Source organism: Streptomyces sp. NPDC048349 (assembly GCF_040651925.1).
Taxonomy (GTDB): domain Bacteria; phylum Actinomycetota; class Actinomycetes; order Streptomycetales; family Streptomycetaceae; genus Streptomyces.
The window spans coordinates 106,971-130,766 of record NZ_JBEZLA010000009.1; the positions used below are offsets into that span (position 1 = coordinate 106,971).

Consider the following 23,796-nt stretch of genomic DNA (forward strand, 5'->3'; position numbering starts at 1 on the left):
CGCAGCCGTCAGCCGCCGAGCACGGCCTGGCACTCCCGCCAGGCCGGCTCGCTCAGCAGCCCGCGGAACCGGCCGAAGAGCGAGAGCAGTTCGGCGCCCCACCGCGAGCGGAAGGCGGGGTCGGTCCGCGCGAGGTCGAGCTCGTTGGCCGCCGACAGCTCGGCGAAGTCCCGGCGCAGCGCCAGGGCGGGGGAGTGGACGCGGCCGGTGAACCGGTCCCGGAAGGCCGCCTCCCCGTCGGCGAGCGTCGGATACGACGCCGTCCGGTCGCAGGAGGCGTAGAAGTAGACGATCCCCTCCGCCTCGGCGCCTATCACCGCGGTCAGTTCGGGCCGCCGCGAGAGCGGGAGCAGGGCGGTCGGGAAGCCGTCCGTGCCGTAGAACGCGTGGCACAGCCCCGCCTGCTGCAGCGCGGGGCGCGCTCCCCAGGAGGCGAGCAGGTGCCGTACCCGCTCCAGGTGGACGAGCAGGGTTCCGCCGGGATGGGGGATGCGTTCGGCGCCGAGGTCCCGCAGCCATGCGACGACGTCATCCGGCACGCGAGCCGTCCTTTCGAAGAGTGGTGGGTCGGCACCCGGCCCACCTCCGCACCAGGGGTCCGGACCCGGTGGCGCAGACGCGGGACGGGTTGCCGCCCGGGCCCTGCATCGATCTTGGTCCCGGCCGACACCCAAGTCAATCCTCCGATTTGCTCCCCGCATCCAAGCGATAGCTTGGATCTCATGACCCTCGACGACCTCCGCGTGTTCGTGGCCGTGTGCCGCGCCGGGAGCCTCAGCGCCGTGGCCCGCGACCTCGGCCGTACCCAGTCCGCCGTCAGCCAGCACGTCCGCCGCCTGGAGAAGCAGACCGGCGCGAGCCTGCTCGAGCGCCACGCCCGCGGCGTGGTGCCCACCGAGGCCGGCCGCATCCTGCAGGCGGCCGCTGCCGACGGCATCGCCGGCCTCGACGGCGCCCTGCGCCGCCTTGACGACCTCGTACGGGGAGACGGCGGCTCGGTGCGCGTCACCACCGGCGCGACCACCGTCCGGCACTTCATGTCCGAGGCCGTCGTCACCTTCCGGCGCCGCCACCCGGGTGTGAGCCTGGAGTTCCAGACCGAGAACTCCAGCCGCAGTTGCTTCGATGCCCTGGCGGCCGACGACCTCGACCTCGCCTGGATCACCGTCGGCGACCCGGTCCGCGGCATCGAGCAGCGTCCCGTCATGGAACTCCCCTGGGTGCTCGCCGTCGGTGCCGATGACCCCCTCGCCGCCCGGCCGAGCGTCGAGCTGGCCGACCTCTCCGGTATCCGCCACGTCCGGCTCCCGGAGAACTCCGCCTCCCGCGCCCGCCTCGACGCCGCCTTCGCCGAAGCCGGCGTCCGGGTGCGCTCCGACACCAGCGTGGCGGACTGGGACACCGCCCTGCTCCTCGCCGAACTGGGCCTGGGCCACGCCGTCGTCCCCGCGCTGCCCGGCTGGCGGGTCCCCGGCACCGACGGCCCCCTGCGCTTGGTCCCCATCCCCGGCCTGCCGCCCCTCGCCGTCGGCTGGGCGGTCCGCCGGTGGTCCGCCCTCGCCCCGCCGGCCCGCGCCTTCGCCGCCGAGGTGGCCCGCAGCTGCACCTCCCGCGCCGCCGCCCGCTGACCCCGAGCAGCGCAGCCCCCAGGGCCGAGTGGCCCCCGGAGGCTGCGCTTTCGGGTGACCCGGCTGCTCGGCGCCGGGCGCGCCGCCGCCGTGGTGCCCGACCATCTCAGGCGGCCGGTCATGACGTTCGCGTCGCTCCCCGGCCATGATCGGCCGAGGTGCTCCGGCACCCCGGCTCCGGGCCCGCCGCTGGGAGATCACGTGCACGTCCTGCTCGTCGCGAGCGCCTTCAACAGCCTCACCCAGCGCGTCCACGCCGAGCTGCGCGACCACGGCCACAGCGTGGCGGTCGAACTCGCCCTGCCCCACGTGCCCCTGGCCGCCGCCGTCCACCGGCACCGGCCCGACCTCGTCATCGCGCCCATGCTGCGCACCGCCCTGCCCGAGGAGATCTGGGCGGCGTACACCTGCCTGATCGTCCACCCGGGACCGGTCGGGGACCGCGGCCCCTCCTCGCTCGACTGGGCCCTGCACGAGGAGACCGCCCGATGGGGCGTCACCGTCCTGCAGGCCGAGGCGGAGATGGACGCCGGAGCCGTCTGGGCCCACGTCGCCTGCCCCGTGCCCCCGGTGGGCAAGAGCGACCTCTACCGCGGTGAGGTCGCCGACGCCGCCCTCGAGGCCGTCCTCCTCGCCGTACACCGCTTCGGCTCCGGCACGTACACCCCGCAGCCGCAGACCAGCGGCCACCCGCGCCCCGCGATGCGCCAGGAGCACCGCCGGATCGACTGGCAGAGCGACTCCACCGCCCGCGTCCTGCGCACCCTGCGCGCCGCCGACTCACAGCCCGGCGTACGGGACGAACTGCTCGGCGGCGAGTGGTTCCTGCACGGCGGCCACGCCGAGGACCACCTGCGCGGCCGCCCCGGGGAACTGCTCGCCACCCGCGCCGGCGCCATCTGCCGGGCCACCGCCGACGGCGCCGTGTGGATCCCCGAACTCCGCGCCCGCCGCACCCCCGGCGGCCCCGCCGCCCCGAAACTGCCCGCCACCGTGGCCCTCGCCGACCGGCTGCCCACCCTGCGCGAACACCCCGCCCCGCTGCACACCGACGCCCGCCGGCGCACCTGGTCCGACATCGGCTACCGGGAGGAGGGGCAGACCGGCTTCCTGTCCTTCACGTTCCCCGGCGGAGCGATGAGCACCGCCCACTGCCGGCGCCTGCTGAACGCCTACCGGATCGCCTGCGCCCGCCCCACCGGCGTCCTGGTCCTCGGCGGCGGCCGCGACTTCTTCTCCAACGGCATCCACCTGGGCGTCATCGAGGCGGCCGCGGACCCGGCCGAGGAGTCCTGGGCCAACATCAACGCCATGGACGACCTCGTCGAGGCCGTGCTCACCACCACCGACCGCCTGGTCGTCGCCGCCCTCGGCGGCAACGCCGCCGCCGGCGGGGCCATGCTCGCCCTCGCCGCCGACGAGGTCTGGTGCCGCTCCGGCGTGGTCCTCAACCCGCACTACCGCCTCATGGGGCTGCACGGCTCCGAGTACTGGACGTACACCCTGCCGCGCCGCGTCGGCACCGGCGTGGCCGAGCGCCTCACCACCGAGGCCCTGCCGCTGAGCGCTGAGGCCGCGCACCGGCTCGGGCTGGCCGACCGCACGGTGGCCTGCACGCCCCAGACCTTCGCCGGCGAGACGGCGCGGCTCGCGACCCGGCTGGCCGCCCTGCCCTCCACCGCCTCCCGGATCGCCGCCAAGAAGGCGCGGCGCGACCGCGACGAGGCGCAGCAGCCCCTGGCCGCCTACCGCGAGGCGGAGCTGGTCCTGATGCGGCAGACCTTCTTCGACCCGGACGCCCCCTACCACGCCCTGCGCCGGGCCTTCGTGCGCAAGGAGCCCGCGACGGCCACGCCGCCCCACCTCGCGCGCGCCGTGGCCGGCCGGCACACCGCCCCGCTGCCCTCCCGGCAGCGTCAGGTCACTGGACCGGCCGCGCATGACGAGGCATGCCGGGCTCCCGGCTGTTAGCAAGAAAGACGAGGCCGTCCGCCCGCCTCGCTCCGCACTCCGCCCCGAGCACCTCCCCGAGGAGGCATCCCCATGGATCCAGCGACGTCGACCACGGTTGAAGACCCCCCGATCCACATCCTCTGGATCAACGCGGGGCTGAGCTGCGACGGCGACTCCGTATCCCTGACGGCCGCCATGCAGCCCAGCATCGAGGAGATCGTGACGGGCACCCTGCCGGGGCTGCCCAAGATCGCGGTGCACTGGCCGCTGATCGACTTCGAATGCGGCCCGGTCGGTGGCGCGGACACGTTCATCGAGTGGTTCTTCAAGGGGGAGCGGGGCGAGATCGACCCGTTCGTGCTCGTCGTCGAGGGCTCCATCCCCAACGAGAGCATCAAGCCCGAGGGCTACTGGTGCGGCTTCGGCGACAACCCGGAGACCGGCCAGCCCATCACCACCAGCGAGTGGATCGACCGGCTGGCCCCCAAGGCCCTCGCCGTCGTCGCCATCGGCACCTGCGCCACGTACGGCGGCATCCACGCCATGGAGGGCAACCCCACCGGCGCCATGGGCGTGCCCGACTACCTGGGCTGGGACTGGACCTCGAAGGCCGGCATCCCGATCGTGTGCGTGCCCGGCTGCCCGATCCAGCCGGACAACTTCTCGGAGACCCTCACCTACCTGCTCTACCAGGCGGCCGGCGCGGCCCCGATGATCCCGCTCGACGACAAGCTGCGCCCCACCTGGCTGTTCGGCGCCACCGTCCACGAGGGCTGCGACCGGGCCGGCTACTACGAGCAGGGCCAGTTCGCGAAGACCTACGACTCGCCCCAGTGCCTGGTCAAGCTGGGCTGCTGGGGTCCCGTCGTCAAGTGCAACGTCCCCAAGCGCGGCTGGATGAACGGCATCGGCGGCTGCCCCAACGTCGGCGGCATCTGCATCGCCTGCACCATGCCGGGCTTCCCCGACAAGTTCATGCCGTTCATGGACGAACCCCCCGGCGCCAAGGTGTCGAGCAAGGCGAGCGGCGCGTACGGGGCCCTCGTGCGCCGACTCCGCTCGATGACCGCGCACACCGTGGACAAGGAGCCGAAGTGGCGTCGCTCCGGCGAGAAGCTGACGACGGGCTACCGCCCGCCCTGGTGACCGCCCCGCACGCCCCCACCCCCGTCACGAACTCCCCGCAGCACCGCAGCGAGAAGGGTCACGGCAGACACGATGGCACCGAAGACGAAGGCGGCCGGCGACGGCAGCGGCCTGGTGGAGATGGCCTGGGATCCGATCACTCGGATCGTCGGCAGCCTCGGCATCCACACGAAGATCGACTTCAAGCAGAAGCGCGTCGCGGAGTGCTACAGCACCTCGTCGGTCTTCCGCGGATACAGCGTCTTCATGCGCGGCAAGGACCCCCGCGACGCGCACTTCATCACCAGCCGCATCTGCGGGATCTGCGGCGACAACCACGCCACCTGCTCCGTCTACACGCAGAACATGGCCTACGGGGTGAAGCCGCCCCACCTCGCCGAGTGGATCATCAACCTGGGCGAGTCGGCGGAGTACATGTTCGACCACAACATCTTCCAGGAGAACCTGGTCGGGGTCGACTACTGCGAGAAGATGGTCCGCGAGACCAACCCCGGGGTCCTGGAACTCGCCGAGCGCACCGAGGCCCCGCACGCCGGTGACCACGGCTACAAGACCATCGCCGACATCATGCGCTCCCTCAACCCCATCGAGGGCGAGTTCTACCGCGAGGCCCTCCAGGTCAGCCGCTACACCCGCGAGATGTTCTGCCTGATGGAGGGCCGCCACGTGCACCCCTCCACCCTCTACCCGGGCGGCGTCGGCACCATCGCCTCCGTGCAGCTCTTCACCGACTACATGAGCCGCCTCATGCGGTACGTGGAGTTCATGAAGCGCGTCGTGCCGCTCCACGACGACCTCTTCGACTTCTTCTACGAGGCCCTGCCCGGGTACGAGGAGGTCGGCCGGCGCCGTGTGCTGCTCGGCTGCTGGGGCGCGCTCAACGACCCCGAGTACTGCGACTTCACGTACGCCAACATGACCGACTGGGGACGGAAGATGTTCGTCACCCCGGGCGTGGTCGTCGACGGCAAACTGGTGACCAACGACCTCACCGAGATCAACCTCGGCATCCGCATCCTCCTCGGCAGCTCCTACTACGACGACTGGGCGGGCCAGGAGCAGTTCGTCACCCACGACCCGCTCGGCAACCCGGTCGACCCGCGCCACCCCTGGAACCAGCACACCATCCCCGCCCCGCAGAAGCGGAACTTCGACGACAAGTACAGCTGGGTGATGTCGCCGCGCTGGTTCGACGGCAAGGACCACCTCGCGCTCGACACCGGCGGCGGCCCCATCGCCCGCCTGTGGTCCACGGCCCTGTCCGGGCTCGTCGACGTCGGCTACGTCCAGGCCACCGGGCACAGCGTGGTCATCAACCTGCCGCGCACCATGACCAAGCCCGAGACCCGCTTCGAGTGGAAGATCCCGAAGTGGAGCAACGCGCTGGAGCGCAACCGCGCCCGCACGTACTTCCAGGCCTACGCCGCCGCCATCGCCCTGCACTGCGCCGAGAAGGGTCTGGCCGAGGTCCGCGCCGGACGCACCCAGACGTGGGAGAAGTTCGAGGTGCCGGACGAGTCCATCGGCGTCGGCTTCACCGAGGCCGTACGGGGCGTGCTCTCGCACCACATGGTGATCCGCGACGGCAAGATCGCCAACTACCACCCCTACCCGCCGACCCCGTGGAACGCCAGCACCCGCGACACCTTCGGCACCCCCGGACCGTACGAGGACGCCGTCCAGAACACGCCCATCTTCGAGGAGAACCCCCCGGAGAACTTCAAGGGGATCGACATCATGCGGGCCGTACGCAGCTTCGACCCCTGTCTGCCGTGCGGCGTCCACATGTACGTGGGCGGCGGCAAGACGGTGAAGACCATGCACGTGCCCACCGGCCTGAGCGGACTGGGCGGATGAGCCCGGCCGTCGACGCCCGCGAGACGGGCCGCCGCGTCGAGGACGTGCTCGACCGGATCGCCGCCGGCGGCGACCGGGAGGCGTGCGCTGCCGCCGAGGAACTGGTGCGCGTCCTCATGGACTTCTACGGGGCGGGGCTCGCCCGGCTCGTCGGCGGGCTCGGCGAGGAGCCGCTGCGCCCGCTGCTCGACGACGAACTCGTCGCGAGCCTGCTGGCCCTGCACGACCTGCACCCCGAGGACGTGCACACCCGCATCTCCCGCGCCCTGGCCGCCGCCGGCGACCCGGCGCAGGTGCTCGGCTTCGACGAGAGCACCGGCGTGCTGCGGCTGCGCCCCGAGCCCGCGGGCTCCGGCTGCGGCTGTGGCGGCAGCGCCGGCGGCCCGGCGGGGCAGCGGGCCCTCGAGGACGCCCTGGGCTCCTTCGCCCCCGAGGTCACCCGGGTGGAGCGGGAGGAGGCGGCCCCGCAGCCCGCCCTGCTCCAGATCTCCACCCGCCCGCACGCCCCGGCGCGGGCACGGTGAGCGCTCACCCGGCCCGCCCGGGCACGCGGACGGCCCCACGGATCCCCGGGATCCCCGGGACCGCGGGGTCACCGCGCGGCCTGCGGCGGTTCGCGGGCCCGCGCCCGCCGCAGCCCGAAACCTGCGAACTGTGCGCGGCGGTGGTGCCCGAGGACGGCCACCGCCACCTCGTGGAGACCGAGAAGCGGGCCCTGGTCTGCGCCTGCACTGCCTGCGCCCTGCTGTTCGACCGGCCGGGCGCCGCCACCGGGCGCTACCGCGCCGTCCCCGACCGCTACCTCACCGACCCCGGCCACCCCCTCGACGAGGGAGCCTGGGAACTGCTCCAGATCCCCGTCGGCGTCGCCTTCTTCTTCCGCAACGCCGCCCTCGACCGCCTGGTCGCGCTGTACCCGAGCCCGGCCGGAGCCACCGAGAGCGAACTCGACCCGCAGACCTGGCAGACCGTGCTCGGCGGCGGCCGGCTGGCCGCACTGCTGGAACCCGACGTGGAAGCCCTCCTGCTGCGCCGCTCGGAGGGCCGCACCGCCTGCTACCTGGTACCCATCGACGTCTGCTACGAACTGGTGGGCCGAATGAGGCTGCTGTGGCAGGGCTTCGACGGCGGCGCCGAGGCCCGCGCCGCCCTCGACACCTTCTTCGAGCAGGTCGAACGCCGGGCCAAGGTCCCGGCCGACGGCGGCCAGGCGCGGCCGCGATGACCGACCTCGCCTTCACCTGCACCGGGGTGCGCGCCGACGCCTACGCCGCCGGCCCCACCCTCGTCTTCCGCCTGCGGATCACCGCTGCCGACGGGGCCCGGGTGCACGCCCTGGCCCTGCGCTGCCAGATCCGCATCGAACCGGCCCGGCGCGGCTACGGCCCCGCCGAGGCCGAGGGGCTGGCCGACTTGTTCGGCGAGCGCAGCCGCTGGGGCAGCACCCTGCAGCCCGTCCAGTTCGCCCAGGTCGCGCTGATGGTGCCCGGCTTCACCGGGGAGACCGAGACCGACCTGGTCGTCCCCTGCACCTACGACATGGACATCGCCGCGACCCGCTACTTCCACGCCCTGCAAGAGGGCGAGGCGCCGCTGCTGATGCTGTTCTCCGGCACCGCCTTCACCGGCGCGGGCGGCTTCCGCGTCGAGCCCGTGCCCTGGGACCGCGAAGCCTCCTACCGCCTGCCCGTACCCGTCTGGCGGGAGATGATCGAGCAGCACTTCCCGGGCTCCGGCTGGCTGCGGCTGCCCCGCGACACCATGGCGGAGCTGCTCGCCTACCGTTCGCGGCACGCCCTCGCCTCCTGGGAAGACACCGTGCGGGCCCTCCTCGACGCGGCCGCCCCGCCGCAAGCGCCGCCCCCGCCGCCCCCGCCCCTCCGGTTCGGCTCCGTACTGCCCCGTGCCACCGAGAGGACGGCGCCATGACCACCACGGCCGCACCGGACTCCCGCTTCGCCACCGCCCGGCAGGTGGCCGACGCGGTCCTCTTCGAGGGCTACGTGCTCTACCCGTACCGGGCCTCGGCGGCCAAGAACCGGCTGCGCTGGCAGTTCGGCGTACTGGTCCCGCCCGCATGGGGCGCGGCGCACGAGGAGCACGCGCACCTGCAGACCGAGATCCTCATGGAACCGAAGGGCGCCGCCCGGCTCGCCGTCGAGCTGCGCTTCCTGCACGCACAGCGCCGCACCGTCCAACGGGCCCTGGCCGACGGCACCTTCACGGACGTACCCGAACTGCACCTCGCGGACCGGGTCCTCGTCCCGTGGGACGAGGGGTCCGAGGAGCGGGTCGAACTCTCCGCCGACGTGGCCGAACTGGCGGGCGAGGGCGTCAGCCTCCCCTTCCGCCGCCCCGCCCGCGAGACCACGGAGCCCGTCCTCGACGCCGAGGGCCGCCCCGTCGGCCGCCTGGTGCGGCGCACCGAGGAGGTCGAGGGCGTCGTCCGGCTGCGCGCCACCGAACTCGGGGGCGCCTACCGGGTGTTCAAGCTCACCGCGATCGTGGAGAACACCAGCCCGTGGACCCCGCCGGAGGGAGCGGCCGACCGCGACGCGGCCCTGCCCCGCTCGCTGGTCGCCGCGCACCTCCTGCTCGGCCTCAGCGCCGGCTCCTTCCTGTCCATGACCGACCCGCCCGAGTGGGCCAGGGAAGCCGTCGCCTCCTGCGCCAACCGCCACACCTGGCCCGTACTGGCCGGCGAACCCGGCCGCGCCGACGTGGTCCTGTCCTCGCCGATCATCCTGGAGGACCACCCGGCCATCGCCCCCGAAAGCGCCGGCGCCATGTACGACGCCACCGAGATCGACGAGATCCTCGCCCTGCGCACGGCGGCCCTCACCGACCGGGAGAAGCGCGAGGCACGCGGTACGGACGCCCGCGCCGCCGCCGTGATCGACCTGGCCGACACCATGCCGCCCGAGGTCCTGGAGCGGCTGCACGGAGCGGTGCGCGCCCTGCGCGAGATCACGGACCCGGGGGGCGGGCCCCCGGACCTGCCCGAAACCCTCCCCGAACTCCCGGACCAGGGGACGGTGTTCCGGCCCGATACCCCGTGGTGGGACCCGGCCCGGGAGGACACCGCCGACCCGGCACGCGACCGGATCGTCATCGACGGCGTCCACGTGGGCGTGGGCAGCCGCGTCCTGCTCCGCCCGGGCCTGCGCCGCACCGACGCGCAGGACCTGTTCCTCCAGGGCATGGCCGCCCGGGTCGAGGCGGTGCTGCACGACGTGGACGGCGGGGTCCACCTCGCCGTGACCGTCGAGGGCGATCCGGGCGCGGACATCCGGCGTGAACAGGGCCGCTTCCTCTACTTCCAGCCCGACGAGGTCACCCCCCTGGAGGACGCGTGAGCGGCAGGACGCTCGTCGCCGGCATCGGCAACGTCTTCCTCGGCGACGACGGCTTCGGCGTCGAGACCGTGCGGGCCCTGTCCGCGCACGAACTGCCCGACGGGGTGGAGGTGGTGGACTTCGGTGTACGCGGAGTGCACCTGGCCTACCAGCTCCTCGACGGCTACGACACGCTCGTGCTGGTCGACGCCACCGCACGCGGCGGCGAGCCCGGCACGCTCTACGTCATCGAGCCGGACGGGGGCGCCGGGCCCGGCGGCGCCGTCCTGGACGGCCACCACATGTCCCCCGACGCCGTCCTCGCCCTGCTGGACACGCTGTGCGCCGGCACCGGGACCGCTCCGCCCCGCCGCACCCTGGTCGTCGGCTGCGAACCGGCCTCGGTTGAGGAGGGCATCGGCCTGAGCCCACCCGTGGCGGCGGCCGTACCGCAGGCCGCCCGCATGGTGCTGGACCTGCTCCACGACGAGACCGCCACGCCTTCCCGCGCACTGAGGAGAACCCCATGAAGAAGGCCGTCATCTGCGGGACCGCCACCGCCGCACTGGTCGCCGTACTGCTGGGGGTCTTCCCCGACGTCAGGCGCTACCTGCGGATGGTCAGGATGTAGGACCGCGACGCGTCCGCCCCGGCGCCCGAATGGCGTACGGGGCGCGTCGCGCGTCGGCGTGCCCGCCCGCCCCGCCTCCGTCCTGCCGGTGTAATGAGCCCCGGCAGGACGGAGTCCGATGCACGAGATGTCGATCGCCATGGCCGTCGTCGGCCAGGTGGAGGAAGCGGCCGGGGCCGGCGGCGCCGGCGCCGTGACGACCGTACGGCTCGAGGTGGGGGAACTGGCGGGGGTGGTTCCCGACGCCCTGGCCTTCTGTTTCGAACTGGCCTGCGCCGGAACCGTACTGGAAGGCGCCGCTCTCGTCACCGAGACGGTGGCCGCCCGCGCCCGGTGCGGCTCCTGCGGGCACGCATGGCCGACGGGCATGCCCCCCGAACTGTGCTGCCCCGGCTGCGCGCGGGCCACCGACGTCGAACTGCTCACGGGCCGCGAGCTGCGGATCCTCACCGTGGAATGGGACGACGGACCCGCCGGCCCCGCCCCCGCCGCCGCCCGTCCCCGCGAACCGATCTCCGAGGAGGCCTGAACCATGTGCCGAGTGGTCGATCTACGGCAGGCGGTACTCGCCAAGAACGACGAGGCGGCGCAGACCCTGCGCGCCGAACTCACCGCACGGGGAACCGTGGTCGTCAACCTGCTCTCCAGCCCGGGCAGCGGGAAGACGGAGCTGCTGGAGCGCGAGCTGCTCCTCGCCGGGGAGCGGGGGGTGCCGGTGGCCGCGCTGACCGCCGACCTCGCCACCGAGAACGACGCACGGCGGCTGGCCCGTTCCGGAGCACCGGTCAAGCAGGTGCTCACCGACGGGCTGTGTCACCTGGAGGCCGGGATGCTGGGCCGGCACCTGGACGGATGGCTGTCCGAGGACACCCGGATCCTGTTCGTGGAGAACGTGGGCAACCTGGTCTGCCCGGCCTCCTACGACCTCGGGGAGACCCTGCGCGTGGTGCTCGCCTCGGTCACCGAGGGCGAGGACAAGCCGCTGAAGTACCCGACCGCCTTCGGGCTGGCGCAACTGGTGGTGGTGACCAAGACGGACATCGCGCAGGCCGTCGCGTTCGACGAGGCGGCCTTCCGCGCCAACGTGCAGCGGGTCAACCCCGGTGTGGAGGTGGCCCTGACGTCCGCCCGCACGGGCGAGGGCGTGGGCGTGCTGCTCGAACGGGCGCTGGCGGTCGGCGCGGGCACCGCGACGCACACGCCGGTCATGGCGGGACGGTCCCACGGTGACGGCCACGGACACGGGCACGGCGACGGGCACGGACCCGGGCACGGGCACGGGCATGGCCACGGGCCCGACCACGACCACGGACAGGATCACGCTCCTGCGGCCCCGCACGCCGTGGTGCAGTCGCGCTGATGGAGGCCGTCGAGCGGCGCCGGATCCTCGTCCGGGGCGTGGTGCAGGGCGTCGGTTTCCGGCCGTACGTGTACACCCGCGCCACCGGCCTCGGCCTCGCCGGGCACGTCACCAACACCCCCGAGGGCGTCGTGGCGGAGGTCGAGGGCGCACCGGCCGCCGTCACCGAGTTCTGCGACCGGCTCGCGGCCGACGCGCCCCCGCTGGCGGTGGTGGACGCGGTCGACCACCGCCGGGTGCCCGTCGCGGGCGGCACCGGGTTCACCATCGTCCCCTCCCGGACCGGCGGCCCCGCCCGCACCCTGGTCCCACCGGACGTGGCCACCTGCGCGGACTGTCTCGCCGAGCTGGCGGACCCGGGCGACCGCCGCCACCGGCACCCCTTCATCACCTGCACGCACTGCGGACCGCGGTTCACCATCGTCACCGGGCTGCCCTACGACCGCGCCCACACCACGATGGCCGGTTTTCCGATGTGCCCCGACTGTGCCGGCGAGTACGCCGACCCCGCAGACCGCCGCTTCCACGCACAGCCCGTCGCCTGCCCCGCCTGCGGACCCCGGCTGCGGCTGCTGGCCGGGCACCCTCCCCACGAGCCGACCGGTGAGGACCCGATCGCCGAGGCCCGCAGGCTCCTGGCCGCCGGAGCGATCGTCGCCGTCAAGGGGATCGGCGGCTACCACCTCGCCTGCGACGCGGCCCACCCCGCAGCCGTGGCCGAACTGCGCCGCCGCAAGGCCCGCGGGGACAAGCCGTTCGCCCTGATGGCCCGCGACCTCGCCGACCTCGAACACCTCGTCCACATCGGGCCCGAGGAGCGCACCCTGCTCACCGGGGCGGCCCGGCCGATCGTGCTGCTGCGCCGCCGCCGCGCCTTCGGGTCGGCCGTCGAGGCCGACGCGGTGGCCGACGGGGTCGCCCCGCGCTGCCCCGACCTCGGCGCGATGCTCCCGTACACGCCCGTCCACCACCTGCTGCTCGGCCTGCCCGGCGATCCGCCGGGCCCCCGGCTGCTCGTCATGACCAGCGGAAACCTCTCCGGAGAGCCCATCGTCACCCGGGACGACGAGGCCCTGGAGCGGCTCGCCGGGCTGGCCGACGCCTGGCTCACCCACGACCGGCCGATCCACGTGCCCTGCGACGACTCGGTGGTGCGCGTCTGCGACGGCGAGCCGTTGACCGTACGGCGCTCGCGCGGCTACGCCCCGCTGCCCGTGGCGCTCCCGCTGCCGGTCCCCGCCGTCCTCGCCGCCGGGGGAGACCTGAAGAACACCTTCTGCCTCGGCGAAGGACGGCTGGCCTGGCTGTCCGCGCACATCGGCGACATGGACGACCTCGCCACCCAGTACGCCTGCGAACGCGCCCAGCGGCAGCTGGAGGCCGTCACCGGCGTCACCCCCGCCCTGCTCGCGGCCGACCTCCACCCCGGCTACCGCTCAGGGCAGCGGGCCGGGCGCGCCGCGGCCGGCCGGCCGCTGGTCCGCGTCCAGCACCACCACGCCCACATCGCCTCCGCGATGGCCGAACACGGCCTGGACGGCGCCCGCAGGGTGATCGGCGTCGCCTTCGACGGCACCGGCTACGGCGACGACGGCGCCGTGTGGGGCGGCGAGTTCCTCCTCGCCGACTACGCCGGGTACACGCGCTTCGCCCACCTCGCCTACGTCCCGCTGCCGGGCGGCGACGCGGCCGTGCACCGCCCCTACCGCATGGCCCTGTCCCAGCTACGGGCCGCGGGCATCGAATGGGCCCCGGACCTGCCCTGTGTCGCGGCCTGTCCGCCCGACGAACTGCGCGTATTGCGCGCCCAGTTGGAGCGCAACCTGAACTGCGCCCCGACCTCCAGCATGGGCCGCCTCTTCGACGCGGTCTCCTCCCTGGCGGGGGTCTGCCACCGCTCCGGGTACGAGGCGCAGGCCGCGATCGAGCTGGAGTCCGCGGCGCTCACCGACCTCGCCGACGCCGGATCCGGGCCGGGCTACGCCTTCGCCCTGCGCCCGCCCCCGGACGGCGCCGACGGGCCGGTGACCGCCGATCCGGCGCCCCTGCTGGCCGCCGTCGCAGCCGACGTGCGGGCGGGTACGGATCCGGCCCGGATCGCCGCCCGGTTCCACACCGCGGTGGCCGAGCTCGTCGGGGCGCTGTGCGCCCTGGCCCGCGAACGGCACGGCCTGGACACCGTCGCCCTGACCGGCGGGGTCTTCGCCAACACCCTGCTCTCCTCGGCCTGCGCCCGGATCCTGCGCGAGCGGGACTTCACCGTCCTGCGCCACCTGCGGGTCCCGCCCAACGACGGCGGCCTGTCGCTGGGCCAGCTCATGGTGGCCGCAGCGGTCCACGCCACGGACACCACCTCTAGCTAAGGAGAAGCCCATGTGCCTTGCGGTACCCGGCCGAGTGCTCGACATCGGGGAGAGGGACGGAACCCGCATGGCGACCGTCGACTTCGGCGGTGTGCAGAAGGAGGTGTGCCTGGAGTACCTGCCGGACCTCCGAGTCGGCGAGTACGCCATCGTCCACGTGGGGTTCGCCCTCCAGCGTCTCGACGAGGAATCGGCCAGGCAGACCCTCGAACTCTTCGAGCAGCTCGGCATGTTGCAGGAGGAGTTCGGCGACCCGTGGGAACAGGCCGCGGCGGCGGGCGGCTCCCCGTGGCCCTTCACCGACGACCCGGACGAAGCCGCAGCGCAGGAGGAAGCCCGCAAGTGAAGTACATCGACGAGTTCCAGGACCCCGAGCTCGCCCGCAAGCTGCTCGACGACATCCACGCCACCGTGACGCGCCCCTGGGCCCTGATGGAGGTGTGCGGCGGCCAGACGCACACCATCATCCGGCACGGCATCGACCAACTCCTGCCGGACCAGGTGGAGTTGATCCACGGCCCGGGCTGCCCGGTGTGCGTCACCCCGCTCGAGGTCATCGACAAGGCCCTGGAGATCGCCTCCCGGCCGGACGTGATCTTCTGCTCCTTCGGCGACATGCTGCGCGTGCCGGGCACCGGCCGCGACCTGTTCCAGGTGCGCAGTGAGGGGGGCGACGTACGGGTCGTCTACTCCCCGCTCGACGCGCTGCGCATCGCGCAGGAGAACCCGGGCCGCGAGGTGGTCTTCTTCGGCATCGGCTTCGAGACCACGGCGCCACCCAATGCCATGACGGTGTACCAGGCCAGGAAGCTGGGCATCCCGAACTTCAGCCTGCTGGTCTCCCATGTCCGCGTCCCCCCGGCCATCGAGGCGATCATGCAGTCGCCGAGCTGCCGGGTCCAGGGCTTCCTCGCGGCCGGGCACGTGTGCAGTGTCATGGGCATGGGGGAGTACCCGGAGCTGGCGGCCCGCCACCGGGTCCCGATCGTCGTGACCGGATTCGAGCCGCTGGACATCCTCGAAGGCGTACGGCGGGCCGTACGGCAGCTGGAGCGCGGCGAGCACACCGTCGACAACGCCTACGCGCGCGCCGTGCGCCCGGAGGGGAACCCGGCCGCCCTCGCGATGCTGGAGGACGTCTTCGAGGTCACCGACCGGGCCTGGCGCGGGATCGGCGTCATCCCCGACAGCGGCTGGCGGCTGTCGCCCCGCTACCGGGAGTACGACGCGGAGCACCGCTTCTCGGTGACCGGCATCAACACCCGGGAGCCCGCCGAGTGCCGCAGCGGCGAAGTGCTCCAGGGGCTGCTCAAGCCGCACGAGTGCGAGTCCTTCGGCACCCTGTGCACCCCGCGCAGCCCGCTCGGCGCCACGATGGTGTCGAGCGAGGGCGCGTGCGCCGCGTACTACCTGTACCGCCGGCTGGAGCTCGCTCCCGCCCGGACCGCCGTTTCGCCGGAGGCGAGCCCCGTTGCCTGAGACCGCACAGACCGAGACCGCACAGACCGAGTCCGCACAGACCGAGACCGCTCGGGCCGAGGCCGCGCGGACCGGTGCCGCACGGGCCGTGGCTCCGCTCGACATCACCGGCTGGACCTGCCCGGCCCCCCTGCGCGACCGTCCCCGCGTGGTGATGGGTCACGGCGGGGGCGGGGCCCTGTCGGCCGAACTGGTCCAGCACCTCTTCGCCCCCGCCTTCGGCGGCGAGGTCCTGGCCCAGCTGGGGGACTCCGCCGCCCTGTCCCTGGGCGGGGTCCGGCTGGCCTTCTCCACCGACTCGTACGTCGTACGGCCGCTGTTCTTCCCGGGCGGCAGCATCGGCGACCTGGCGGTCAACGGCACGGTCAACGACCTGGCCATGAGCGGGGCCCAAGCCGCCTACCTCTCCTGCGGGTTCATCCTCGAAGAGGGTGTCGAGGTGTCCGTCGTGGCGCGGGTGGCCGAGGCGCTCGGCGCCGCCGCGCGGGCCGCGGGCGTGGAGGTGGCCACCGGCGACACCAAGGTCGTCGAGGCGGGACACGGCGACGGCGTCTACGTCAACACCGCGGGCATCGGCCTGATCCCCGACGGGGTGGACCTGCGCCCCCAGCGGGTCGTTCCCGGCGACGTGGTGATCGTCAGCGGCGAGATCGGCCTGCACGGCGTGGCCATCCTGAGCGTCCGGGACGGGCTGGAGTTCGGCGTGGACGTCGAGAGCGACTGCGCGGCCCTGGGCGGACTCGTCGGGGCCATGCTCGCCGTCACCCCCGACCTCCACGTCCTGCGCGACCCCACGCGGGGTGGTCTGGCGGCGTCCCTCAACGAGATCGCGGCCGCCTCCGGTACCGGCGTCGTCATCCAGGAGGGCCGCGTGCCGGTCCCGGACGCCGTCGCCAACGCGTGCGCGATCCTCGGCCTCGACCCGCTGTACGTGGCCAACGAGGGCAAGCTGGTCGCCTTCGTCCCGCGGCGGCACGCGGACGCCGTGCTCGACGCCATGCGCGCCCACCCGCTGGGCCGCCGCGCGGCGGTGATCGGCGAGGCGGTCGAGGCCCACCCCGGTCTGGTCGTGGCCCGCACGGGCCTCGGCGGCACCCGGGTGGTGGACCTGCCCATCGGAGAGCAACTGCCGCGCATCTGCTGACGCGGGCCGGGCAGGAGATGATGGAAGCGGAGGGCCGTTTCTGCGAGGGCTGGACGAGCGCGGAGGAGGTGTGCGTGCCATGACGGAACACGACGGCGGCCCGTCGGCGCGGAATCTGGAGGAAGGCCGACTGCTCAAGGAGCTGGAGGCCATCCACCGCACGCGCCACGAGACCCTGCTGCACGGGTCGGACGACGCACTGGTCACCCACACGCAGCGGATGAACGAGCTGGAGCACGAGTACGTACGCCGCCACCCGCAGCGGGCCCAGACGCCGGGCCGCACCCGCTCGGGCGCCCGGGCGCGTAGCGGGGAGGGCCCGGAGTAGCGCGTTCCGGTCCGCGGTGGGCCGTGGGGCGGGGGCCGGGCCCGGTCCTCGCGCGCGCAGCGCATGCGCGGGCTCAGTCCTTGCGCGTGTAGCGCATGCGCGCCCACAGCGGCAGGGCGAACCAGCACAGCAGGTACCACCCCAGCACGCCGGCCACCAGCCAGGGCACGAAGGCGTCGTCCGTGGCCACGCGCAACACCAGGAAGAGCGCGGCGGTGAGGGTGGCCAGCAGCAGGACGATGCCCGCGAAGGTGAGCCGTGAGGCCCAGACGACGGCCTGGGGTTTGATCCGGCGCCCCGAGACGATGCGGTGGAAGGCGACCGGTCCGATGAGCGCGCCGGTCGACAGGGACCCCAGGACGACGGTCACGATGTAGATCGTCTTGTCGGTCTGGGGCAGGCCCTGGAAGTGGGGGGTGAACACGACGGTCAGCAGGAAGCCGAAGAGGATCTGCACGCCCGTCTGGGCGACCCGGATCTCCTGCACCAGCTCCTGCCACCGCCGGTCCGCGCGCTCTTCCTCGGTTTCGTTGCGGCCGTGACCCCGTTCGGCGTCGTCGCCTTCTTCGCGCATGCCGGCTCCCGGTGGGTCACGTCCGGGCCTGCCGGCCCGGGGAGGAGTGGTCCTTCCACGGTAGCGAACGGCACCCCGGGAAACGAGCCGACCTTGGGTCACGCTTGCCTCGGATGAGACAATTTTGTATCGTTCGAGGCGAAGGAGGCTCACCATGGTCCACGAAGAAGAGCTGCTGGACAGCGCCGCGCGCGTCCTCGCCGGTGATCACAGCGCCTCGATGGTGCAGATCGCCGCCGGGATCGGGACCAGCCGCGCCACGCTCGGCCGCCGCTACGCGACGCGCGAAGCGCTGCTGAAAGCCGTCGCCGTCCGGGCCATCCAGGTGGTCGACGAGTGCCTCACCCCGGCCGACCTGCCGGAGACCGCCGACGGCCCGGCCTTCGACGCCGCGCTGGAGGACCTGGTCGTCGCCCTGCTGCCCGCCGCGCACCTGTACGGCTTCACCTCCCGCGACGCCACCGTCCTCGCCGACCCGGAGTTCCGGGCCGGTGTCGACCGGCAGGACCAGCGGGCGCTGGCCTTCCTGTCCCTCGGCCAGCGGCTGGGGCGGCTGCGCACCGACCTGCCGCCGTACTGGATCTGGTACTCGCTGTGGGGCCTGCTCGACGCCGCCGCCGAGGGCGTCCGCGACGGGCACCTCGCCCCGCGCCAGATCGGCCACCTGGTCCTCACGTCCTTCCTCAGCGGGACCCGGCCCCCCGGACCTCCGTCCGCGCCGTAGCCCCGACCCGCTCCCCCCTCTGCACGACCCCGATCGGAACCTCATGCACCCCGCCGCGCTCGACCCCCGCCGGTGGATCGTCCTGGCGATCCTCTCCGGCAGCCTCCTGCTGATCTCCATGGACACCACGATCCTCAACGTGGCCTTTCCCTCCCTGGTCGGCGACCTCCAGCCGGGCGCCGTGGCGCAGCTGTGGATCATCGACGTCTACGCCCTGGCGCTGTCCGGCCTACTGGTCACCGCGGGCGCGCTCGGCGACCGCTGGGGGCGCAAGCGGCTGCTCATGGCGGGCTTCGGCATCTTCTCGCTGGCCTCGCTCATAGCCGTCTTCGCCACCGAGGCCTGGCACGTCATCGCCGCCCGCGCCCTCCTTGGCATCGGTGGCGCGGCCATCATGCCCTCCACCCTGTCGATCCTGCGCAGCGTCTTCACCGACGCCAGGGAACGCGCCTTCGCCCTCGCCGTCTGGGCCGCCGTCTTCGGCGGCGGCATGGCCTTCGGTCCGGTCATCGGCGGGCTGCTCGTCCAGGACCACGGCTGGCACTCCGCCTTCCTCCTCAACCTGCCCGTCGCCGCCCTCATCGTCGCGGCGGGCCTGCGCTACCTCCCCGAGTCCCGCTCCCCGCGCAACCTCGGAGCCTGGGACTGGTGGGGCGTCGGCCAGTCCGTCGTCGGCATGCTCGCCCTCGCCGGCGGCATCAAGCAGCTCGGCAAGGGCGGCGTCACCGACCCGCTTCCGTGGGCCCTGCTGGCCCTGGCCGCCGTCGCGCTGACCGTCTTCGTACGCCGCCAGCTGCGCCGGGACCACCCGCTGCTGCAGGTGAGGCTGTTCGCCAAGCCGGCCTTCAGCGTCGCGGCGACCGCGATCTTCCTGCCCATGGTGGGCATGGGCGCGATCCTCTTCCTGGTCACCCAGTGGTTCCAGTACGGTCAGGGCTACACCCCGCTGGAAGCCGGCCTGCGCCTGCTGCCCGCCCCGCTCGCGCTGATCTGCGCCTCGATGGTGGCCCCGGCCCTGATGCAGCGCTTCGCCATCCGGCACGTGCTGGGCGCCGGCCTGGTCGTCCTCGCGGCCGGCATGGCCCTGCCCTGGTGCCTCCAGCAGTTCAGCGGCCTGGGATACCCGGCCTTCGCGGCGGCCCTGACCGTCATGGGCCTGGGCGCCGGGATCGCCACCACGGTCGCCTCGGTCACGCTGATCTCCGCGGCGCCCGCGGACGAGGTCTCCAGCGCCGCCGCCATCGAGGAAACCTGCTACGAACTGGGCTCGGCCATGGGCGTGGCCATCCTCGGCTCCACCGCGGCCGCGCTCTACCGGGGCAACCTGCCCGCCCTGGACCTGGACGGCCCCAGCGCCGCCGCGGTACGCGACTCCGTGGGCGAGGCCGCGCACATCGCCGACCGGCTCGGCGGCGCCGTCGGCCAGGCCCTGGCCGACGCCGCCTCGCAGGCGTACACCCTCGCGATCACCCCGGCGTTCCTCATGGCCGGCGGACTCGCGATCGCCGCGGCGGCCACGACCTGGACGCTCATTCCGCGCGATCTCCAGCCCACCGAGAACCACTGATCCGAGGCGCCGTGAACGCGGGCGCGACGGGCGCCGGGCCCAGGGTGGTGGTGCCCGGCGCCGCCCGGTGGCCCAGGCCCGTGCGGTACACGTCCAGCGCGGCCTCGGTCCGGCCGGTCCGGCGCAGCAGATCGCCCAGCATCCGGCACAGGTCCGCGAGGTCACCGGTGGCCCCGCTGCGCTCCAGCAGCGCCAGTGCCTGCACGTAGTGCTCCTCGGCGGCCTCGCACTCACCGCGCTCCTCGGCCATCAGGCCGAGGAGCCGGTGCGCGCCCCCCGCGTGCACGGCGCCGTGGCTGTCCCCCAGTTCCAGCAGCGCCGAGAGCAGCTCCGCGGCCTCCTCGTACCGGCCGAGCCGGCGCAGCACGTCGGCCAGCTCCACCTCCACCTGCGCCGTGTAGAGGGCGGCCCGCCGGGCCGCCAGCATCCCCCGCGCCGTACGCAACTCCCGCTCCGCCGAGTCGAGTTCGCCGTTCTGGGCCTGTACGTACCCACGCATCCAGTGGCAGTGCGCCAGGTCGGTCCGCAGGCGCAACTGCCCGTAGATCGCCTGGGCCTTGGCGAGCGAGGCGTCGGCGTCGGCCACCCGGCCCTCGGCCAGGAAGGTCCGTGCCACCTGCCGGTGCATCCCCGCCACCAGCGCCGGATCGCTGACCTGCGGAGCCAGGGCGAGGGCGAGCTCGGCCGCGTGGGCGGCGCGGGCGTGGGCGCCCATGTCGATGTACGGCCCGATCACGGCGGCATAGAGCAGGACCAGCGCCTCCGGGTCGGCCAGCCCGCTCGCGCCCAGCTCGTCGATGGTGGATTCCAGCAGGTAACAGGCGTAGCGCAGCTCTCCGGCCAGCAGGTGGGCGACGGCGCGGCCGCGGATCGGCCGGGCCCGGCGGGGGAGCGGCTCGTCGGCCAGCAGGCGCTCGGCCGCCTCGAAACGGCCGATCGCTTCGGTGAGTTCCCCCGATTCCAGGGCGCAGTCCCCCAGCCCGAGCAGCGCCTCCGCCTGCTCGGGGACCAAGGCGAGCTCTTCCGCCTCTTCGAGCAGCCGCCGGTAGCGCACGGCGGCCTCGTCGGCCGCGCCGGTGGCGAGCGTCTGCTGGGCGTCGGCCAGGGCGAGGCGCAGCTCGGTGGCCAGGTGGGCGGGGCGCCCGGTGGCCAGCTCCTCGTACGAGGTGCCCAGGCGGCCGGCGAGGAAGCGCAGCGCCGTCTCGGACGGGCGGACCCGGCCCGACTCCAGCGTCGAAATGTAGGCCGGGGTATAGCTGGGCTCCGCCAACTGTCTCTGCGTCAAACCCAGTTCGGTGCGCATGCGCTGAACTCTGCTGCCGATACGGGCCGGTTCGTCCATGGAATCCCCCTGGTTGCTCGAACTCCCCAGTATTCAGGGGGATCAGGCCATTGCGCACGTCCCGCGCGCCACCTAGTTTAAGCAACCGATTCAGCAGGCTTATCTCCATGCTTAACTTCCTTTCCAGGGGGAGGACTTCATGCGTCCAGTCAGAGGCCGGGTCCGGGGTCCGGCGCTGCGCGCCGCCCTCGCGGCGGCCTGCGCCGCCGCCGTTCTGGTGCCGGCCGCACCGGCGGGAGCGACCGGCACGCCGCCGGCGGCCGGGGTGGAGGTCGAGATACCGGGGCCGGAGCACGGCGGTGACGCCGGGTCCGGCCACATCCGCGTACCGGCTGAAGGGGCCCGGGCGAAGAGCGGCGGCGCCTTGTCCCCGGCCGAGCGTGCGGCGGACGGCGAGGTCGTCAAGATGATCGACAACGGCCCCACCGCCGACCGCCTCGACGTCGTCGTCATCGGCGACGGCTACACCTCCGCCGAACTGGAGCGGTTCCGCTCCGACGCCCGGCAGAAGTGGGACGAGGTGACGGCCGTCGAGCCCTACACCACCTACCGCAACCTGTTCAACGTGTGGACGGTCGATGCCGTCTCCCGGGAGTCCGGGGTCTCCGGCGACCCGACCCCGGTCACCGTCCGTGACACCGCCCTCGGCTCGTACTTCTGGTGCGAGGAGATCGAGCGGCTGCTCTGCGTGGACCAGCCCAAGGTCGACGCGTACGTGGCGAAGGCCCCGGAGGCCGACCTGGTCATCGTGCTGGCCAACAGCGCCAAGTACGGCGGGGCGGGCTACAACGAACCCAGCGCCACCCTCGGCTACGAGGGGATCTCGACGGCCTCGGCGGGCCACCCGAAGTCCGGTCAGGTGGCCATACACGAAACCGGCCACTCGCTCGGAAAACTCGCCGACGAGTACTTCTACGCCGGCGTCCCGGAGTACGAGAAGTACACCGGACCCGAGCCCGCCGAGACCAACAGCTCCGCCCTGCCCGCGGACCGGATGGCCACCCAGCGGGCCAAGTGGTACCGCTGGCTCGGCGAACCCTCCCCGGACGGCGGAGTGGTCGGCGCGTACGAGGGCGGGGGGTACTTCGCCACCGGGCTGTACCGGCCCACGGACAACTCGCTCATGCGGGTGCTGGGCAAGCCCTTCAACCTGCCCGGGGTCGAGGCGATGATCGACGGGTTCCACCGGCACGCGAAGACCGTCACGCCGCTCACCCCGACCGACCGCACCCTGCGGCTGCGCGACACCGCGAAGGCGGCCGTGCCGCGGCTGGCCGGGACGGACGGGCGCCAGCTCGTGGTCACGTGGTACCTGGACGGCAGGGAGCTGAAGCGGTTCGAGGGCCGGACCGAGATCGCGGTGGCGGACCTGTGGCTCTTCGACTTCCGACGGCACCGGCTGACGGTCACGGCGCAGGACCGCACCCCCTCGGTGCGCGACCCCCGGATCGCCCGCGCCCTGCGCTCCACGGCGGAGTGGACGGTCCGGCTCTGACGCGGGGCGCTGCGCCGTGCAGCGCGCTCAGACCCGGCGCCAGAGAGCCATCGCCCAGGAGAACAGCCCGAACAGCACGAGCCCGGCGGCGACCAGGACGAGGAGCCACGGTCCCGCCGGGGTCTGGGTGAAGGCGCGAAGGGTGTCGTCGACACCCTTCGCCTCCGCCGGGTCGTAGCGCACCGCCGCATACACGACGAAGGCGCCCGCCGCGGCGAAGACGGCGCCGCGGGCCACGCCTCCGGCGACCCCGAGGAACTCGACCGGCGTGCGGGCCGAGGCGGGCATCCGCTCCGTCGCCAGGTGCTTCAGGAACGTGCGCCGCGCCGCCTGCACGGCGATCACGGCGCCCCCGACGGCGATCGCCGCGCCGGCCGCTCCGACCCACCACGGGCCGCCCGGCAGTTCCATCGCCTTGGCCGTGACGTCGCGCGACTGCTCGTCGCTGGAGCGCTGGCCCCCGGCCCCGGCGGCGAAGGACAGCACCGAGAACGCGACGACCGCGTAGAACACCGCCCGGGCCGCCGACGCCAGCCGCTTGCCGGCCTTGTGGCCGTCGGGGCCCGCCGCGCCGAACGCCGCCTCCGACAGCCGCCACAGCATCATGCAGACCAGGCCGATGCCGACGGCCCATACGAGGAAGCCGCCGAAGGGCTTGGCGACGAGCTCCTGCAACGCGCCCTTGCGGTCCGCCTCCTGCCCGCCGTCACCGAACGCCACGCGGACGGCGATCACGCCGATGAGGACGTAGAGCACGCCCCGCGCGGCCAGACCGGCCCGGGCCACGACCTTTCGGCCCATACCGCCCTGTGATGCGGTCCGTACACCTTCGCGCTGGACGTCCTCGCGCCGTACGCCCCCGCGTGTCTC

At 73.6% G+C, this 23,796-nt stretch carries 23 protein-coding genes; 19 read left to right on the plus strand and 4 right to left on the minus strand.

What is annotated here, in order from left to right; genetic code table 11:
* Window positions 1–8: 8 nt before the first annotated feature.
* On the minus strand, window positions 9–539 hold the full coding sequence (locus tag AB0D44_RS07950; RefSeq protein ID WP_362586079.1) for a DUF6817 domain-containing protein: 531 nt from the start codon (window positions 537–539) through the stop codon (window positions 9–11).
* Window positions 540–722: 183 nt separating this feature from the next.
* Here AB0D44_RS07950 and AB0D44_RS07955 point away from each other — a divergent pair, with 183 nt between their 5' ends.
* The 16 genes from AB0D44_RS07955 to AB0D44_RS08030 all read left to right on the plus strand — a co-directional run bounded on the left by AB0D44_RS07955 (window position 723) and on the right by AB0D44_RS08030 (window position 17,224).
* Window positions 723–1,628 (plus strand): LysR family transcriptional regulator, encoded by a 906-nt coding sequence (locus AB0D44_RS07955; protein WP_362586082.1) that lies wholly within the window; start codon window positions 723–725, stop codon window positions 1,626–1,628.
* A gap of 201 nt (window positions 1,629–1,829) precedes the next feature.
* On the plus strand, window positions 1,830–3,599 hold the full coding sequence (locus AB0D44_RS07960; protein ID WP_362586084.1) for a hydrogenase maturation protein: 1,770 nt from the start codon (window positions 1,830–1,832) through the stop codon (window positions 3,597–3,599).
* A 72-nt stretch (window positions 3,600–3,671) separates the two neighbouring features.
* Window positions 3,672–4,727, plus strand: coding sequence for a hydrogenase expression protein HypE (locus AB0D44_RS07965; RefSeq protein WP_362586086.1), 1,056 nt, complete (start codon window positions 3,672–3,674; stop codon window positions 4,725–4,727).
* A 72-nt stretch (window positions 4,728–4,799) separates the two neighbouring features.
* Window positions 4,800–6,584 (plus strand): nickel-dependent hydrogenase large subunit, encoded by a 1,785-nt coding sequence (locus AB0D44_RS07970; protein WP_362586089.1) that lies wholly within the window; start codon window positions 4,800–4,802, stop codon window positions 6,582–6,584.
* Entirely contained in the window at window positions 6,581–7,108 is a 528-nt protein-coding gene (locus tag AB0D44_RS07975) for a hypothetical protein (protein ID WP_362586092.1), read from the plus strand. Before AB0D44_RS07970 ends, AB0D44_RS07975 begins: the two co-directional genes overlap by 4 nt.
* An 80-nt stretch (window positions 7,109–7,188) precedes the next feature.
* Complete coding sequence (locus AB0D44_RS07980) at window positions 7,189–7,809, plus strand: DUF5947 family protein (protein WP_362586194.1); 621 nt, start codon at window positions 7,189–7,191, stop codon at window positions 7,807–7,809.
* Window positions 7,806–8,513: a DUF6084 family protein gene (locus AB0D44_RS07985; RefSeq protein ID WP_362586095.1), complete on the plus strand. Its 708-nt coding sequence runs from the start codon at window positions 7,806–7,808 to the stop codon at window positions 8,511–8,513. Before AB0D44_RS07980 ends, AB0D44_RS07985 begins: the two co-directional genes overlap by 4 nt.
* The gene (locus AB0D44_RS07990) at window positions 8,510–9,940 is read left to right on the plus strand and encodes a hypothetical protein (RefSeq protein ID WP_362586098.1); all 1,431 of its coding nucleotides are present in this window, start codon (window positions 8,510–8,512) and stop codon (window positions 9,938–9,940) included. Before AB0D44_RS07985 ends, AB0D44_RS07990 begins: the two co-directional genes overlap by 4 nt.
* Entirely contained in the window at window positions 9,937–10,449 is a 513-nt protein-coding gene (locus AB0D44_RS07995) for a hydrogenase maturation protease (protein WP_362586101.1), read from the plus strand. Before AB0D44_RS07990 ends, AB0D44_RS07995 begins: the two co-directional genes overlap by 4 nt.
* A gap of 219 nt (window positions 10,450–10,668) precedes the next feature.
* Entirely contained in the window at window positions 10,669–11,079 is a 411-nt protein-coding gene (locus AB0D44_RS08000) for a hydrogenase maturation nickel metallochaperone HypA (RefSeq protein ID WP_362586103.1), read from the plus strand.
* 3 nt (window positions 11,080–11,082) lie between these two features.
* Window positions 11,083–11,910, plus strand: a complete 828-nt coding sequence (hypB, locus tag AB0D44_RS08005) for a hydrogenase nickel incorporation protein HypB (RefSeq protein ID WP_362586106.1) — start codon at window positions 11,083–11,085, stop codon at window positions 11,908–11,910.
* Window positions 11,910–14,273 (plus strand): carbamoyltransferase HypF, encoded by a 2,364-nt coding sequence (gene hypF, locus AB0D44_RS08010; RefSeq protein WP_362586109.1) that lies wholly within the window; start codon window positions 11,910–11,912, stop codon window positions 14,271–14,273. Before hypB ends, hypF begins: the two co-directional genes overlap by 1 nt.
* Before the next feature lie 10 nt (window positions 14,274–14,283).
* Complete coding sequence (locus AB0D44_RS08015) at window positions 14,284–14,619, plus strand: HypC/HybG/HupF family hydrogenase formation chaperone (protein ID WP_362586112.1); 336 nt, start codon at window positions 14,284–14,286, stop codon at window positions 14,617–14,619.
* The gene (hypD, locus tag AB0D44_RS08020; RefSeq protein WP_362586115.1) at window positions 14,616–15,752 is read left to right on the plus strand and encodes a hydrogenase formation protein HypD; all 1,137 of its coding nucleotides are present in this window, start codon (window positions 14,616–14,618) and stop codon (window positions 15,750–15,752) included. Before AB0D44_RS08015 ends, hypD begins: the two co-directional genes overlap by 4 nt.
* An 88-nt stretch (window positions 15,753–15,840) precedes the next feature.
* On the plus strand, window positions 15,841–16,896 hold the full coding sequence (gene hypE / locus AB0D44_RS08025; RefSeq protein WP_362586196.1) for a hydrogenase expression/formation protein HypE: 1,056 nt from the start codon (window positions 15,841–15,843) through the stop codon (window positions 16,894–16,896).
* Between the two features lie 79 nt (window positions 16,897–16,975).
* Entirely contained in the window at window positions 16,976–17,224 is a 249-nt protein-coding gene (locus AB0D44_RS08030) for a DUF6158 family protein (protein ID WP_362586118.1), read from the plus strand.
* Window positions 17,225–17,297: 73 nt separating this feature from the next.
* On the opposite strand, the gene AB0D44_RS08035 is transcribed toward AB0D44_RS08030, so the two are convergent.
* Window positions 17,298–17,798 (minus strand): DUF6328 family protein, encoded by a 501-nt coding sequence (locus AB0D44_RS08035; protein ID WP_362586121.1) that lies wholly within the window; start codon window positions 17,796–17,798, stop codon window positions 17,298–17,300.
* 154 nt (window positions 17,799–17,952) lie between these two features.
* Here AB0D44_RS08035 and AB0D44_RS08040 point away from each other — a divergent pair, with 154 nt between their 5' ends.
* Together AB0D44_RS08040 and AB0D44_RS08045 are read left to right on the plus strand one after the other, a co-directional pair.
* Window positions 17,953–18,522 carry a TetR/AcrR family transcriptional regulator gene (locus AB0D44_RS08040; protein ID WP_362586124.1) on the plus strand — a complete coding sequence of 190 codons (570 nt, stop codon included), beginning with the start codon at window positions 17,953–17,955 and terminating at the stop codon, window positions 18,520–18,522.
* Window positions 18,523–18,565: 43 nt separating this feature from the next.
* On the plus strand, window positions 18,566–20,089 hold the full coding sequence (locus AB0D44_RS08045; RefSeq protein WP_362586127.1) for an MFS transporter: 1,524 nt from the start codon (window positions 18,566–18,568) through the stop codon (window positions 20,087–20,089).
* Here the strand turns inward: AB0D44_RS08045 and AB0D44_RS08050 are convergent.
* Window positions 20,052–21,431 (minus strand): helix-turn-helix transcriptional regulator, encoded by a 1,380-nt coding sequence (locus tag AB0D44_RS08050; RefSeq protein ID WP_362586130.1) that lies wholly within the window; start codon window positions 21,429–21,431, stop codon window positions 20,052–20,054. The genes AB0D44_RS08045 and AB0D44_RS08050 overlap by 38 nt on opposite strands.
* A gap of 139 nt (window positions 21,432–21,570) precedes the next feature.
* Between AB0D44_RS08050 and AB0D44_RS08055 the strand changes: the two genes are divergently transcribed.
* Window positions 21,571–22,926 carry a M64 family metallopeptidase gene (locus AB0D44_RS08055; RefSeq protein WP_362586133.1) on the plus strand — a complete coding sequence of 452 codons (1,356 nt, stop codon included), beginning with the start codon at window positions 21,571–21,573 and terminating at the stop codon, window positions 22,924–22,926.
* A 27-nt stretch (window positions 22,927–22,953) separates the two neighbouring features.
* Here AB0D44_RS08055 and AB0D44_RS08060 read toward each other — a convergent pair whose 3' ends face one another.
* On the minus strand, window positions 22,954–23,727 hold the full coding sequence (locus AB0D44_RS08060; protein ID WP_362586199.1) for a DUF1206 domain-containing protein: 774 nt from the start codon (window positions 23,725–23,727) through the stop codon (window positions 22,954–22,956).
* Window positions 23,728–23,796: the final 69 nt, after the last annotated feature.